The 14,419-nt window shown below is 63.7% G+C and carries 14 protein-coding genes; 13 read left to right on the forward strand and 1 reads right to left on the reverse strand.

Going from position 1 to position 14,419, the window contains the following annotated elements; genetic code table 11:
* The first annotated feature begins 8 nt into the window (after window positions 1-8).
* A complete protein-coding gene (gene hemC / locus C2I35_RS19575; protein WP_103764717.1) occupies window positions 9-956 on the forward strand; it encodes a hydroxymethylbilane synthase in 948 nt (315 codons plus the stop codon).
* Window positions 957-1,140: 184 nt separating this feature from the next.
* Entirely contained in the window at window positions 1,141-1,692 is a 552-nt protein-coding gene (locus C2I35_RS19580) for a hypothetical protein (RefSeq protein ID WP_103764718.1), read from the forward strand.
* Window positions 1,693-1,788: 96 nt separating this feature from the next.
* Here the strand turns inward: C2I35_RS19580 and C2I35_RS19585 are convergent, their stop codons facing one another.
* Window positions 1,789-2,472: a FadR/GntR family transcriptional regulator gene (locus tag C2I35_RS19585; RefSeq protein WP_245890564.1), complete on the reverse strand. Its 684-nt coding sequence runs from the start codon at window positions 2,470-2,472 to the stop codon at window positions 1,789-1,791.
* A 226-nt stretch (window positions 2,473-2,698) separates the two neighbouring features.
* Between C2I35_RS19585 and C2I35_RS19590 the strand changes: the two genes are divergently transcribed.
* The 11 genes from C2I35_RS19590 (at window position 2,699) to C2I35_RS19640 (ending at window position 14,404) form a co-directional block, all read left to right on the forward strand.
* On the forward strand, window positions 2,699-4,168 hold the full coding sequence (locus C2I35_RS19590; protein WP_170067267.1) for a glutamine synthetase family protein: 1,470 nt from the start codon (window positions 2,699-2,701) through the stop codon (window positions 4,166-4,168).
* 80 nt (window positions 4,169-4,248) lie between these two features.
* On the forward strand, window positions 4,249-5,184 hold the full coding sequence (locus tag C2I35_RS19595; protein WP_103764721.1) for a class II glutamine amidotransferase domain-containing protein: 936 nt from the start codon (window positions 4,249-4,251) through the stop codon (window positions 5,182-5,184).
* On the forward strand, window positions 5,172-6,041 hold the full coding sequence (locus C2I35_RS19600) for a GltB/FmdC/FwdC-like GXGXG domain-containing protein (RefSeq protein ID WP_103764722.1): 870 nt from the start codon (window positions 5,172-5,174) through the stop codon (window positions 6,039-6,041). Before C2I35_RS19595 ends, C2I35_RS19600 begins: the two co-directional genes overlap by 13 nt.
* An 80-nt stretch (window positions 6,042-6,121) precedes the next feature.
* Window positions 6,122-7,486 (forward strand): FMN-binding glutamate synthase family protein, encoded by a 1,365-nt coding sequence (locus C2I35_RS19605; protein WP_103764723.1) that lies wholly within the window; start codon window positions 6,122-6,124, stop codon window positions 7,484-7,486.
* A gap of 77 nt (window positions 7,487-7,563) precedes the next feature.
* The gene (locus C2I35_RS19610; protein WP_103764724.1) at window positions 7,564-7,977 is read left to right on the forward strand and encodes a hypothetical protein; all 414 of its coding nucleotides are present in this window, start codon (window positions 7,564-7,566) and stop codon (window positions 7,975-7,977) included.
* A gap of 22 nt (window positions 7,978-7,999) precedes the next feature.
* Window positions 8,000-8,851 carry a carbon-nitrogen hydrolase family protein gene (locus tag C2I35_RS19615; RefSeq protein WP_103764725.1) on the forward strand — a complete coding sequence of 284 codons (852 nt, stop codon included), beginning with the start codon at window positions 8,000-8,002 and terminating at the stop codon, window positions 8,849-8,851.
* Window positions 8,848-9,447: a hypothetical protein gene (locus tag C2I35_RS19620; protein ID WP_103764726.1), complete on the forward strand. Its 600-nt coding sequence runs from the start codon at window positions 8,848-8,850 to the stop codon at window positions 9,445-9,447. The genes C2I35_RS19615 and C2I35_RS19620 overlap by 4 nt, the downstream gene beginning before the upstream one ends.
* 243 nt (window positions 9,448-9,690) lie before the next feature.
* Window positions 9,691-10,395, forward strand: a complete 705-nt coding sequence (locus tag C2I35_RS19625) for a GntR family transcriptional regulator (protein WP_245890565.1) — start codon at window positions 9,691-9,693, stop codon at window positions 10,393-10,395.
* On the forward strand, window positions 10,385-11,293 hold the full coding sequence (gene dapA, locus C2I35_RS19630; RefSeq protein WP_103764728.1) for a 4-hydroxy-tetrahydrodipicolinate synthase: 909 nt from the start codon (window positions 10,385-10,387) through the stop codon (window positions 11,291-11,293). Before C2I35_RS19625 ends, dapA begins: the two co-directional genes overlap by 11 nt.
* The gene (locus C2I35_RS19635) at window positions 11,290-12,783 is read left to right on the forward strand and encodes an aldehyde dehydrogenase (RefSeq protein WP_103764729.1); all 1,494 of its coding nucleotides are present in this window, start codon (window positions 11,290-11,292) and stop codon (window positions 12,781-12,783) included. Before dapA ends, C2I35_RS19635 begins: the two co-directional genes overlap by 4 nt.
* A 76-nt stretch (window positions 12,784-12,859) precedes the next feature.
* A complete protein-coding gene (locus tag C2I35_RS19640; protein WP_245890566.1) occupies window positions 12,860-14,404 on the forward strand; it encodes a trimethylamine methyltransferase family protein in 1,545 nt (514 codons plus the stop codon).
* The last annotated feature ends 15 nt before the right edge of the window (window positions 14,405-14,419 follow it).

The raw sequence follows: 14,419 nt of genomic DNA on the forward strand, positions 1-14,419 counted from the left end.
CCGTCTGCATGACTGTGACCATGCCCACCCCCGCCGCGCCGTTGAAGATCGGTACACGAGGTTCCCCGCTTGCGCTGGCGCAGGCGAACGAGACGCGCGACCGTCTGGCCGACGCCTTTGACCTGCCGCACGAGGCGTTCCAGATCGTCGTCATCAAGACAACCGGCGACCGGGTGATCGACCGGCCGCTGAAAGAGATCGGCGGCAAGGGGTTGTTCACCCGCGAGATCGAGGAGGCGATGCTGTCGGGCGAGATCGACCTCGCGGTTCACTCGATGAAGGACATGCCTGTGTTGCAGCCCGAGGGGCTGATGCTGGACACCTACCTGCCGCGCGAGGATGTGCGCGATGCGTTCGTGTCGCCGCGCTACGAGGGGCTGGCGGGGCTGCCCGAGGGCGCCAAGGTGGGCACGTCGAGCCTGCGGCGCAAGGCGCAGGTGCTGGTGAAATTTCCGCATCTTGAGGTGGTGGAGTTTCGCGGTAACGTTCAGACAAGATTGAAGAAACTGGATGACGGCGTGGCGGAATGCACGTTTCTCGCCATGGCCGGGCTGAACCGTCTTGGGCAGCCCGAGGTGGCGGTCGGTGCGGTGGATACCGAGGACATGCTGCCCGCCGTGGCGCAGGGGGCCATCGGGATCGAGCGGCGTGCGGATGACAGCCGCGCGGCCGAGATGCTGGCGGCGATCCATGACGTCGAGACGGGTAAGCGGCTGGCGGCGGAACGGGCCTTTCTGGCGACGTTGGACGGTTCCTGCGAGACGCCGATTGCTGGGCTGGCGGAGTTGCAGGGCGACAGGATCCGGCTGCGCGGCGAAGTGCTGCGGCCCGATGGCAGCGAGAGCCTCAGCGACGAGGGCGAGGCGCCGGTCGAGGACGGGGCCAAGCTGGGCGACGCGCTGGCGCGCGGATTGCTGGAGCGCGCGGGGCCGGGATTTTTCGACTGGCGCGAGTAAAAAGTTTAACGGCCTTGTTTGGCTGATTTGGGACGTCGGTATCGCGTCGGTATCCGGGTGGTATCGCGGCGGTGGGGGCGTCGGCAGATCGGGTCGTTAATGCGGCGTGCGGTGGTAAGCGTGGGTTGTCACCCACCCTACGTGCAGGATTGACGGAACTCGGGACGCGGGGCATCGTCGATGGATGCGGATCGAGGACAAGACCGACACCACCCTGACCCTGGTGGATGACCAGAAGGACAAGAAGCTGGGCCTGACGCTGGCTGGCGTGTTCGTGGCCGGCATGAGCCTCTTCATGGCGTGGGAGGGGTTTCCCGAGTTGCTGTTGCCGGGAGCGGTGCTGATCGTCGGGATGGTGGTCTACTGGAAGCGCAGCAAGATGCGGTCTGTGCTGGTCTTCGACCGGGCGGCGGACCGGGTGCATCTGACGGTGACGGACCGCAAGGGTGCCAAGGAATGGGAGTGGCGGTTGAGCGACGTCGAAACCGCCGTGATCGGCACGGTGGGCGCCCAGGGCACGGATAGCGGGATCGACCGGCCACATTTGCTCTTGAAGGATGGGACCTACGTGCCGATGCGGCCCTATCACGCGGCGGGCAGCCAGAGCTGGCACGCGGTGGCGGCGGTGAAGCTGTTCCTGGGGCAGGAGCTGGAGGATGCGCCGGTGGGGTGGTTGCCGCCGGAGGAGTTCGACCGGCTCTTCGGGGACGAGATGGCGCGGCTTTACAAGAAGTAGCGGGCGTCGCGGCGCGTGGGGTTTCACCCACCCTACGCGGGTAGCGGTGGGCAGTCCCTTCGCGTCAAGAGGTCCTGGGTCAGGCCCGGGACGGCTTCACGTCTCGGAGGCGCGGGTGAGGGACAGGCGGGCGGTTTCCAGGTGTTCCTTCATGATGGTCGCGGCGCGTTCGGGTTCGCGGGCGCGCAGGGCCTCGAGAATCTGGCGGTGTTGCCGGTTGTAGGTGTTGATGGTCGGCTCATCCAGCGTCAGGCGTCGCATGCGGGTCCAGTCGTCCTGGCCGCGGACGCTGCCGATCTGGGTAAGGATCCACACCAGGAGACCGTTGCGGGTGCTGTCGGCGATGGCGCGGTGAAACTGCGTGTCGGCCTCGGAGAACGCGGCGGGGTCGTCGACGCTGGCCTCCATCTGCTCGCAGAGCTCTTCCATCCGGTCGAAATCGGCGTGGCGGCCGTGCAGGACCGACAGGCGGCAGCTGTGCGGCTCGAGCGCGAATCGGGCATCCATCAATTCCAGGGGTGTAGCGTTGTCAATGGCGCTGGCCGCGGCTGTCTCGGTCTTGTGCATGACATAGGTGCCGCTGCCTGGCCGGATCTCGACAAAACCTTCGGATTCCAACTGCATGAGCGCCTTGCGCACGGTGCCGCGGGCGGCGCCGTATGTCTCGGACAGCACCCGTTCGGGTGGCAGGCGGTCATGCTGTTGCAGCGTGCCCTTGGATATTTCGCGCCGGATGAGGCCGGCGATATCCGCCGCGCCCATTCTTTGTGCGTCGCTCACTGTGATTCCTCCGTTAACTGGACCAATTATATACCATATAGCGGCTATTTCCAGCAGAATCTGCATGTTTGGATCAAATTCGGTTGACTTTTGGATTGAGCCTCGGAATCGTGAAGGTGCTGGGCGGCATCGCGATGCCTGCTCATGCCACCTAAAATACCAGCCGCTTCTTGGGTCCAGACACAAGCAAGGCGGCGCAACATCAGGGAGCTAAACCGTGGCTGAAATGGATCTTGAGAAATTTGTCGAGGCCCCCGGGCGCGACGAGAAAATCAAAGAAGTCCGCAAGATGATCGATGCGAAAGGCATCGAGTACCTTTATCTGCAATTCGTGTCGGTGACCGGCAAGATCATGGGCAAGGGCATTCCTGCCGATCACTGGGAAACCGTCGCGAAGAAGGGCTTTCAGCTGGTCTATGGCGCCACGGTGAACCTGTTCACCAACCGCGCGGGCGAGTACCTGGGCTATGGCCCGGAAGCGGCCGAGCTGGTGGGCATTCCGGAACCTGAAACCTTCATGCAGTTGCCCTGGGCGCCGACGATCGGCCGCTTCTACTGCACGCTGTTCCGCAACCGCGAGGAAAAGGAAAATCCGGGTGGGTTCCTGACCAGCGATTGCCGGGGCAACCTGCGCCGGATGCACGAAGACTTCAAAAAGAAGCATGGCCGGAGCCTGCGGATCGGGACCGAACCCGAGATGATGTGGCTGAAGTTCGACGAGAACGGCAAGCCGCGCGACGGCTATTCCAAGCCCTATTGCTATCACATCGACCAGTTCGAAAGCCTGCGCCCGGTGTCGATGCAGGTGATCAAGTATGCCCGCATGATGGGCTTGGACATGATCCAGGGCGACCACGAGGACGCACCCGGCCAGCTGGAGCTGAACTGGATGTTCGACGACGTGCTGCGCAACGCGGACCGTCTGACCACCTATCGCCAGATCTGTGCGCAGGTGGCGCGCGAGAACGGCATTTTCGCCTGCTTCATGACCAAGCCGTTCATGGGCGTGTCGGCGAGCGGCTGTCACCACAACATGAGCCTGTGGCGCGGCGGCGAGGACGAGTTCGTCAAGTGCGGCAACGATCCCAAGGATCTGCCGGGGATGAAAGAGAACTACATGTACGTCAAGGGCGGCGACAACACGTTCATGCCCGATGACGACGATCCGCAGATGCCCGGCAAGGAAGGCCTGGAGGCGATCGGCGGCGTGGTGCATCACCTTCAGGCGCTGACGGCCGTGGGCTGTTCGACGGTGAACTCCTACCGTCGTCTGTGGGACACGGGCTTCTGGGCGCCGGTCTTTGCCGACTGGGGGTTCCAGAACCGCACCACGGGCCTGCGCGTTTCGGCGCCGGGGCGGTTCGAGTACCGCTCGGTCGACAGCATGGTGAACCCGTACCTGATGGGCACGACCCTGCTGGCGGCGATGGACGACGGTATCGACAACAAGCTGGACCCGGGCGAGCCCGAAGAGCGCAACATCTACGCCGCGATCGAGGCCGGCAAGCAGGTGAAGAAGCTGCCGATGTCGCTTGGCGAGGCGCTGGACTTCCTCAAGAAGGACGAAGTGGTGCAGCGCGGGATGCCCGGCGAGATGTACCGCCTGTTCGACGAGTACAAGCACGATGAATATGCCCGGTTCATGTCCACCGTGACGGATTGGGACAAGGACACGTACATGGAATGCCTGCCCTGAGGCATCCCATGCGCCTGGCGGCGGGTTGAGGAGCCCGCCGCCGATCTAACGACTATGCAACCCAGAGGAGGCGTTTCCAGATGTGTGGAATTGCTGGACTAATCTACAAGGGCAAGAGCAGCGACGTGGGGTCGGAGATGACCTCGATGCTGCTGGCGCTCAAGCACCGTGGGCCGGACAGCACCGGCTACGCGGTATACGGTGAACCGACCGAGGGCGATTACATCATGCGCCTAAAGGTGGCCGAGGCCGAGGACATGGAAAAGGGCCGTGGCGTTCACAAGGTGATCGAGGACCGCATCGCCTATGTCGAACAGGTGATGGAAGAGCATGGCGCCAAGATCAAGTCCAAGGAAGCGCCCTTGGAATACGCGCTGCGCTACGTGTTCAGCGGGGCCGACAATGTCGGCGAGATGGCCGAGCATATCGAGGAAACCGATGGGATCGAGATCCTGTCGATGGGCAACGGCCTGGAGCTGATCAAGGATCTGGGCGATGCGTCGGTGGTGTCGAAGGCGTACGGCCTCAACGATTTCAAGGGCACGCATGCCATCGGGCATACGCGGATGGCCACGGAATCGGACGTCGACATCAAGTCGGCACACCCCTACTGGGCGTTTCCCTATAACGACGTGAGCGTGGTGCATAACGGCCAGATCACCAACTACTGGATCATGCGCCGCGAGATGGAGCGCAAGGGCCACCGGTTCATGTCGAACTGCGACAGCGAACTGCTGGCGGTCTATACCGCGCACAACCTGGCCAACGGCATCACGCTGGAAGAGTCCCTGCGCAAGTCGATCGAGGAGATCGACGGGGTGTTCACCTATCTTGTGGCCACCAAGGATCAGCTGGGCATGGCGAAGGACACGATGGCGGCGAAACCGCTGGTTCTTTACGAATCCGACGACCTGATCGCCATGGCGAGCGAAGAGGTGGCGATCCGCGCGATCCTTCCGCAGGAAATCGACACGACAGATCCCTATGATGAGGAGGTCCGGGTATGGCAAGCGTAAGCGACGCAGAACTGAAGAAGATGACCCAGGAAGAGCGGGTGACCGCGCTGGGCATGCGGACCGAACAGCTGACGGGCAAGTCGCTTTACGTCGAGTTCGACCCGGATGCCGAGGAGCGTTTCACCTATCCGTGGGCGCCCGACGTGGACTTCAACAAGCGGACCGAGATCGACTGTGACGGCAAGACCGTGACGGAAGTGAACTCGAACATCCGCGAGTTGATGAAGGAAGGTTACGGCACGATCGTGCTGCAGAACCCGCGGGGCATGCACAGCCTTGGCGTGGGGATCCTGAGCAAGCTGAACCTGATCATCGAAGGCTCGACCGGGTACTTTTCCGTCGGCCTGATCGACGGGCCGAACGTGCGCATCAGCGGACGTGTGGGCTGGTCCTGTGGCGAGAACATGATGTCCGGGACGATCATGATCGAGAAGAACGCAGGCTCGACCTTTGGCGCGGCCATCCGGGGCGGCGACCTTGTGTGCCGGGGCTCGGTGGGCTCGCGCACGGGGATCGACCAGAAGGGCGGCACGATCATCGTCGGTGGCGATACCGGCGCGCTGAGTGGCTTCATGATGCAAAGGGGCCGGATGGTGGTCTGCGGCAACGCGGGCAAGAACCTGGGCGACTCGATGTATGACGGCACGATCTACGTGGGCGGCGACATCAAGAGCCTGGGCGTGGATGCTGTCGAGGCGGAGTTGACCGAGCTCGACAAGAAGTGGCTGACACGGAAGCTGACGCAATATGGCCTGATGCCCGACAAGGGGGTGGATCACTTCACCAAGGTCGTCGCCGGCAAGATGCTGTGGAACTACGACAACCTCGAGCCGTCCGAGAAGAAACTGATTTTGTAATGGTGGGGTGAAACCCCACCCTACGCCGGACGTGTAGGGTGGGTTTGCAACCCACCTCACCATGCACGAAGGAGACAATCATGGCTGATGGTGATCTGCCGCAGAAAAAACAGCTGGACCGCGATGTAAACCGCATCGGTGACAGCTTCATCTTCCCGCCGCGTGTGATGGATGACATCCACATCAAGTCCGAGCTTGGCCGGTACCGGATGCGGGGCTTCTCGCTGTTCAAGAAAATCCCGCACTGGGATGACCTGACCTTTTTGCCCGGCACGCTGACGCGGTTCGTGATCGAAGGGTATCGCGAGAAATGCGAGACCAAGACAGTGATCGGTCCGCGCGCCAAGGTGCCGCTGGAGCTGGATATCCCAGTCTATATCACGGGCATGTCGTTCGGCGCATTGTCCTACGAGGCGAAGACCGCGCTGGCGCGGGGCGCCACGATGGCGGGCACGGCGACCTGTTCGGGCGAGGGGGGCATGATCCCCGACGAGCGGCGCTATAGCTCGAAGTGGTTCTACCAGTGCATCCAGTCGCGCTATGGCTTCAACCCCAACCACCTTGTTCTGGCCGATGGCTGTGAATTCTTCATCGGGCAGGGCTGCAAGGTGGGTCTGGGCGGGCACCTGATGGGTCAGAAAGTGACCGACCAGGTGGCCGAGATGCGGTCGCTGCCCGCGGGGATCGACCAACGCTCGCCGGCGCGGCACCCCGACTGGCTGGGTCCGGACGACCTGGCGCTGAAGATCCAGGAGATCCGCGAGGCGACCGACTGGCAGATCCCGATCCAGCTGAAGCTGGGGGCCTCCCGCGTGTTCGACGACGTGCGGATGGCGGTGAAGTGCGACCCGGATTCGATCTATATCGACGGGATGGAAGGTGGCACGGGCGCGGGCCCGCACCTGGCCACGGAAGATACCGGTGTGCCGGGCATGGCGGCGATCCGTCAGGCGCGGAAAGCCATCGACAGCCTTGGCAAGCGCGGCGAGATCAGCCTGGTCTACGCGGGCGGGATCCGGAACGGCGCGGACGTGGCCAAGGCCATCGCGCTGGGCGCGGATGCCATCGCGATCGGTCACTCGGCCATGATGGCGCTGAACTGCAACAAGGACATCCCCGAGGCCAATTATCCCGAGGAAATCGGGGCCGAGCCGGGCTATTGCTATCACTGTCACACGGGGCGCTGCCCGGTGGGCGTGGCGACGCAGGATCCCAAGCTGCGCGAGCGGCTGGACCCGGACGAGGCGGCGGAGCGCGTGTACAACTTCCTGCACACGCTGACCATCGAGGCGCAGTTGTTCGCACGGGCGTGCGGCAAGACCTACCTGCACTCGCTGGAGCCGGAGGACCTGGCCGCGTTGACGATGGAGGCCTCGGCCATGGCGGGGGTTCCGCTGGCAGGCACCGGCCATACGGTTGGCGTCGAGGATTATCACCATTTCTAAACGGTGGGTTGGAAACCCACCCTACGTGTACGGCGTAGGGTGGGGTTTACCCCACCTCCCGATAAGGAGGGAAAACAATGGCTGGAACACAATATCGCGGCTCGGAGATTACCGATGTCGACCAGTTCCTGAAGGACAAGGACGGGCTCGGCTCGGAGCGGGAAAAGGAAATCGGCCAGCATATCGGCTATCGCTATGACGTGAACCTCGTGCCGGATTATGACCGGATCACGCCGTTCCTGGAAAAGTACATCGAGACCATGGGCTGGGACGACCTCAACTGGCTGGAAGACGTGCACATGGGTTACGAGGAAGGCTCGCCGGCGGTGTTCGACCGCAACAACAACGGCTGGGTGCGGGTGCCCGACACGATCGAGCTGCCCGACAACCAGCAGGACCGGGACATGATCGCGCGGGAACTCCTGATCAAGTTCCAGATGTCGGATCGGCACCCTTTGGTGAACCTGCGCAAGGCCTATATGAAGTTCTGAAGGAACTTTGAAAGGACCAGACATGACGCGCCCGATCAACATCGCCTGCCTGCAGACGCGGCCCATGCCCGATTTCGCATCGGCCTGGGCGGAAGCGCGGCCTTTGGCCGAACAGGCGGTGGCCGACGGGGCGCAGGTTCTTTTCCTGCCGGAATATTGCGGTGGGTTGAAAACGGAGGGTGCGGCTGTGGCGGCGCCCTCTGCCCCGGAGGACGAGCAACCGTTCCTGCGCGAGGCGCAGGCCTTTGCGCGGGCGGCGGGGGTGTGGATGAACCTCGGCTCCATCGCCGTCGATGGCCCGGATGGGCGGATCATCAATCGCGGGATCATGCTGGACGATTCCGGCGTGATCCGCGGACGGTATGACAAGATCCACATGTTCGACATCCAGCTGAGCGAAACGGAAGTCTATCGCGAAAGCGAGCGGGTGGCGCCGGGCAGTCGCGCGGTCATTCACGACACGCCGTTCGGGCGGATCGGGCACACGATCTGTTACGATCTGCGGTTTCCGATGCTGTGGCGCGGCCTGGCGCAGGCCGGGGCGGAGATGCTGATTTGCCCCGCGGCCTTTACCAGGAAGACGGGCGAGGCGCATTGGCATGTGCTGAACCGGGCGCGGGCGATCGAGACTACGCGGTTCGTGGTGTCGCCTTGTGCCATAGGTCCGGTGCCGGGCGGGGGCGAATGCTTTGGCCATTCGCTGATTGTCGGACCGTGGGGCGAGGTGCTGGCCGAGGGCGGCACGGAGCCGGGCGTGGTGCAGGCGGAGATCGACCTTGATGGCGTGGAAAAGGCCGCGGGCCGGGTGCCGAGCCTGATGAGTGACCGGGAGTTCGACATGGAAACGCCAGACCCCGAGAGGAGCGTGGCATGACATCTTTGGCGGCCCAACTGGGGCAAAGCTATTCCGACAACCCGCTGCGGCTGGGGTTCCTGAAGTGGCAGTGCCACGTGCGGCAGCTGGCGATGCGCAACAATGATGGGCGGCCGGATGATGCGATCATGCCGGAAGTCACGCCGGAGGGGCATGATCAGCCGATGGGCGTTGTGATCACGCTGTTGAACAAGGCGCCGGGGTATTCGGTGACGCCCGAGTTGCAGCACATGGCGGCCAAGACCAACGACCCGGCGCAGCGGCGGCAGACCGCGCTGCAATTCCTGTCGGCGACATATTACCAGAAGGCCAAGGAATTTTCTGATATCCTGACCGCGACGTTCCCGCCGGGCAGCGAAGGCGCCAGGGCGCTGCACGAGGCGGGGCATGCGACGCTGCGCTTCGCGGCTTACGGGCAGGAGTTCGAGCTGGCTTGCAAGGTCTGGCGGTTGGCGCCGCACAACCTGCTGCACCAGTCGACGATGGCGCATAACGTCCTGTTCAACCCGGCCCTGCCGCCGGCGACCGAGGTTCTGGGGTTCGAGCCCGACTGGGACGCGAGCCGGGCCGATCCGCCGGTGGGCGCACGGCGGTAATTTTTCAACCAGATTGAGCGCGTATCACGCGCGCAGGGTTGTCTCGGCCTTGTGGCCTCGGGGGGCGTGAGGGCGGCGTGACGCGCTGTGCCTGACGGTACGCGTATGGCCGGCGGGGGCCTGCGGCGCGAGTATTTTTGGCAAGAAAAAGATAGGCTTGGGGCAATCGGTCGGGCGATATCGAATTGAATCGACGTATGAATACGAAATGTATACATTATGTATTCAGCAAGGAGATTCGTTTTGACCGCCGACAAGAAGACCCAGTGCCTGGAAGACCTGCGGATGCGCATACTGACGCAGGATATCGCGCCGGGCAGCGACCTGGACGAGGCGACGCTGTGCGAGCGGTATGCCATGTCGCGCACGCCGATGCGGGAGATCCTGCAGCGGCTGGGCGGTGAGGGGTATGTGGACCTGACGCAGAATCGCGGAGCCAAGGTGGCGTCGATGGACCTGCCGGTGCTGCGGACGTTCTTTCAGACCGCGCCGATGATCTATGCCAACGTGGCGCGGCTGGCCGCGGAGAACCGACGCGAAGGCGAGATTGACGGGTTGAAGGAGATCCAGGACTCGTTTCGCCGGGCCACCCAAAGCGGCGACGCGGCGAAGGCGGCGTTGCAGAACCACCGCTTTCACCTGGCGATGGGGGAGATGGCGCACAATCCCTACCTGCTGCCCAGCCTGAAGCGCATGCTGATCGACCATACGCGGCTGAGCCAGACATTCTATCGCCCCGCATCGGCGGACGAGTCGCTGCGGGTGGTGAAGGCCTGCGACCACCATGACGCGATGATCGTGGCCATCGAGCGGCAGGAGTCGGGCCTGATGGTGGATCTGACGATCGAGCACTGGAACCTGTCGCGCGACCGGCTGGAGCGGTTCGTGAGCCCGGATCCGTTGCCGATTGACGTTTTGCCGATGAAGGATCGTGAAGATGCAGTTTGAGGGGATCTGGACGCCCATCGTGACGCCCTATCGTGAGGATTTCACGGTGGACGAGGGCGCGTTGGGCGACGTGGTGGAGCAGTTGATCGCGGGTGGTGTGGCCGGGATCATCAGTGCGGGGACCACGGGCGAATATTACGCGCAGAGCTTTGAAGAGCGGGCGTGGCTGGCGGCCAAGACGCATGAGCTGATCCGTGGCCGTGTGCCGCTGGTCGTGGGCACGGGCGCGTTGCGCACCGAGGACAGCATCGAATTCGCGAAAATGGCGAAGGACGTGGGCGCGGATGCGATCCTCGTGGCGACGCCGCCTTATTCGGTGCCGACGGGGCGCGAGATTGCGCTGCACGCGCTGGCGATCGACCGGGCGGTGGATATGCCGGTGATGCTGTACAATTACCCGGGCCGGATGGGCGTGAACATGGACGAGGAGACCTTGGATCGCCTGGGCCGCTCGGCCAATTTCTGCGGCATCAAGGAGAGCAGCGGCGACATCAACCGGCTGCACCTGATCGCGCGGGACTATCCGCATCTGGGCCTTCTCTGCGGGATGGATGACCAGGCGCTGGAGTTCTTTGCCTGGGGCGCGAAGGGCTGGGTCTGTGCCGGGTCGAATTTCGCGCCCGAGGCGCATGTGGCGCTGTACCGGGCCTGCGTGGTGGAGGGGGATTTCACCAAGGGGCGGGCGATCATGAGTGCGATGATGCCGCTGATGCGGGTGTTGGAGCAGGGCGGCAAGTTCATCCAGTGCATCAAGCATGGCGTGACGATGCGGGGCATTCCGGCGGGGCCGCCGCGCAAGCCGCTGTTGCCGCTGAACAAGGATGACAAGCGTAGCCTCGAAGAGGTGATCCGCACGATGAACACGGCCATTGCCGCGATCGAAGGGGGCAAGAAATGAGCGAGCTTCTGACACGGGACGAGTATGGCGCGATTGCCGCCGAGATCGATCTGCCCAAGGCGCCCTTTGTCGATGGCAAGTTCCGCAAGGGATCGGGGCCGGTGATGGAGACTGTGAACCCCGCGACGGGGGACGTGCTGGCGAAGATCTCGACCGCGAACACGAAGGACGTGGATTTCGCGGTGGAGAAGGCGCGGCAGGCGTTTGAGCGCGGGGAGTGGGCGAAGGCGCATCCGAGCGCGCGGAAGGATGTGCTGATCCGGTTTGCCAAATTGATCACGCGGCGGCGGCATGAGTTCGCGGTGATGGAGAGCCTCGATAGTGGCAAGCCGATCCGCGATTGCGAGGCCGTGGACATTCCCGAGGTCATTCACACGATCAAGTGGCATGCCGAGTTGATCGACAAGATCTATGACCAGGTGGGGCCGTCGGGCGACGACGCGCTGAGCCTGATCGTGCGGGAGCCGCTGGGCGTGGTGGCCTGCGTGCTGCCGTGGAACTTTCCTCTGCTGATGATGGCGTGGAAGATCGGGCCGGCGCTGGCCGCCGGAAACTCGGTGATCGTGAAGCCCGCCGAGCAGACCTCGCTGACCGCGTTGCGGCTGGCGGAAGTGGCGCATATGGCGGGCGTGCCGCGCGGCGTGTTGCAGGTGCTGCCGGGGGATGGGCCGAGCGTGGGCGAGCCGCTGGGCCTGCATATGGGCGTGGACATGGTGAGCTTTACCGGCTCGACCGAGACCGGCAAGCGGTTCCTGCGCTATGCGGCGGACAGCAACATGAAGAAGGTCACGCTGGAATGCGGGGGCAAGAACCCCGCTGTTGTCCTGGAGGATGCCGAGAACCTCGATCACGTGGCCGAGCACGTGGTGAACGCGGCGTTCTGGAACATGGGTGAGAACTGTTCGGCGGCCAGCCGGGTGATCGTGCACAAGGCCGTCAAGGCACCGCTGATGGAGCGGATCGTGGCGCGGATGCGCGACTGGAAGACCGGCGATCCGTTGGACCCGGCGAACCATCTGGGCGCGCTGGTGGATGCCGAGCATTGCAAGAAGGTGGCCGGCTATCTCAAAGGCAAGGCGGTGGCCGGGGGCGGCAAGCCAAAGGGCAATTTCATCGAGCCGACGGTGTACGAGGTGAAGAAGGACGACAAGCGGGCAAAGGAGGAGATCTTTGGCCCGGTCCTGTCGGTGATCGAGGTGGCGAGCGAGGCCGAGGCGATCGAATTGGCCAATGACACGGCGTATGGGCTGGCGGCGTCCGTCTTTACCGGGAACGTGCGCCGCGCGATCCGGGCGGCGCGGGAGATCCGGGCGGGGACGGTGACGGTGAACTGCTACGGCGAGGGGGACATCGCCACGCCCTTTGGTGGGTACAAGCAGTCAGGCTTTGGCGGGCGGGACAATGGCGTGCATGCGCATGACCAGTTCACCGAGGTGAAAACGATCTGGGTCGATCTGAGCGATCCCAAGGATGGGGACAACGTCGGGTAGGGTGGGTGTGAACCCACCAGCGCAGCAACGGTGGGTTGGCACCCACCCTACGAGGAATAACGCGATGGATGAGGTTATGGAAAAGAAGTCCGCAAGGCGGGGGCGCGGGGCACGCACGGCGCAGCGCGCGGTGCGGGACGTGAAGATGTTGCCCAGCCTGAAGCGGGGGCTGCCGCTGACCGAGCCGATGAGTGCGGAAGAGATCGAGCGGATTGACGCTGCGAGCATGGATATCCTTGAGACTGTCGGCGTGGTGTTCCGCGACGAGATCGCGATTGCCGACTGGAAGCGGGTCGGCGCGGAGGTGCGCGACGGCGACCGGGTGCATCTGGACCGGGGGCTGGTGCGGGAGTTGATCAAGTCGATCCCCGAGACGTTCACTTATCACGCGCGGAACCCGGCGCATAACCTGCCCTTCGGCAAGGATCATGCGATTTTCGTGCCGATGACGGGCGCGCCGTTCCTGCGGGATCTGGACGATGTGCGGCGGAACCCGACGCTGGACGACCTGGCGAACTTCCACAAGCTGGCGCAGATGTCGCCCGCGCTGCATTCCAGCGCGCATCATATCGTGGAGCCTTATGACCACCCGATCAGCCAGCGGCATTTGCGGATCACCTATTCGTCGATGAAGCATTCGGACAAGACGTTCATGGGGATGACGACCAGCCCCAAGAACGCCGAGGACGTGATTGAGATGTGTGCGATCCTCTTCGGAGAAGACTTCCTTGAGGATCATCCGGTGGCGACGGGGAACTGCAACGGCAACAGCCCGCTTGTGTGGGACGAGACGATGCTGGGCGCGATGCGGGCGTTCTGCAAGCGTAACCAGCCGGTGCTGTGCAGCCCGTTCGTGCTGGGCGGGGCCAATACGCCGGCGTCCGTGGCACCGGCGGTGGCGCAGTTGAATGCCGAGGCGCTGAGCGCGCTGGCCTATACACAGGTCATTCGCAAGGGGGCGCCGGCGATCTATGGGCATTACCTGTCGACGGTCAGCATGAAGTCGGGCGCGCCGATGGCGGGGACGCCGGAAATTTCCCTGATGAACATGATGATCGGGCAGATGGCGCGGTTTTATGGCGTGCCGTGGCGGTCCTCGACCAACTTGGGTGGGGCCAAGACGCTGGACGCGCAGGCGGGGTACGAGAGTGCCACGACCCTGATGGCGTTGCAGATGGCGGGGACGAATTACATGTGGCACGCGGCAGGTTGGAACGAGGCCGGGATGCATTGTTCGATGGCGAAGTTCGTGATCGACGCCGAGCAATGCGCGATGGCCTACCGGATGGCCGAGGGCATCCGCTGGGACGATTTCGACGAGGCTGTGGCAGCCGTGGGCGATATCGGGCCGGGGGGGCATTACCTGGGCCACCCCCATACGTTGGCGAATTTTCAGCGGGCGTTCTTCATGCCGGATCTGTTCGACAACAACTCGATCGAGCAATGGCAGGCCGAGGGTGCGGTCGAGGCGAATGCAAGGGCGCAGGCCTATGCGCGCAAGATGCTGAACGAGTACGAAGAACCGAAGCTGGACGAGGGTGTGAACGAGGCGCTGCTGGCGTATATTGCGAAGCGGGAGGCCGAGATCCCGGCGGCGGATGCGCTGAACCAGGAGTATTGAGAACGCGCCGCGGCG

This window comes from Roseovarius confluentis, assembly GCF_002917925.1.
GTDB lineage: Bacteria > Pseudomonadota > Alphaproteobacteria > Rhodobacterales > Rhodobacteraceae > Roseovarius > Roseovarius confluentis.

Excerpts from the sequence above, each read along its gene's own strand:
- C2I35_RS19580 (WP_103764718.1), top strand. The coding sequence starts at position 1,141 with ATGCGGATCGAGGACAAGACCGACACCACCCTGACCCTGGTGGATGAC.
- C2I35_RS19595 (WP_103764721.1), top strand. The coding sequence starts at position 4,249 with ATGTGTGGAATTGCTGGACTAATCTACAAGGGCAAGAGCAGCGACGTG.
- dapA (WP_103764728.1), top strand. The coding sequence starts at position 10,385 with ATGCAGTTTGAGGGGATCTGGACGCCCATCGTGACGCCCTATCGTGAG.
- C2I35_RS19610 (WP_103764724.1), top strand. The coding sequence starts at position 7,564 with ATGGCTGGAACACAATATCGCGGCTCGGAGATTACCGATGTCGACCAG.
- C2I35_RS19635 (WP_103764729.1), top strand. The coding sequence starts at position 11,290 with ATGAGCGAGCTTCTGACACGGGACGAGTATGGCGCGATTGCCGCCGAG.
- C2I35_RS19640 (WP_245890566.1), top strand. The coding sequence starts at position 12,860 with ATGGAAAAGAAGTCCGCAAGGCGGGGGCGCGGGGCACGCACGGCGCAG.
- C2I35_RS19620 (WP_103764726.1), top strand. The coding sequence starts at position 8,848 with ATGACATCTTTGGCGGCCCAACTGGGGCAAAGCTATTCCGACAACCCG.
- C2I35_RS19590 (WP_170067267.1), top strand. The coding sequence starts at position 2,699 with ATGGATCTTGAGAAATTTGTCGAGGCCCCCGGGCGCGACGAGAAAATC.
- hemC (WP_103764717.1), top strand. The coding sequence starts at position 9 with ATGACTGTGACCATGCCCACCCCCGCCGCGCCGTTGAAGATCGGTACA.
- C2I35_RS19600 (WP_103764722.1), top strand. The coding sequence starts at position 5,172 with ATGGCAAGCGTAAGCGACGCAGAACTGAAGAAGATGACCCAGGAAGAG.
- C2I35_RS19615 (WP_103764725.1), top strand. The coding sequence starts at position 8,000 with ATGACGCGCCCGATCAACATCGCCTGCCTGCAGACGCGGCCCATGCCC.
- C2I35_RS19605 (WP_103764723.1), top strand. The coding sequence starts at position 6,122 with ATGGCTGATGGTGATCTGCCGCAGAAAAAACAGCTGGACCGCGATGTA.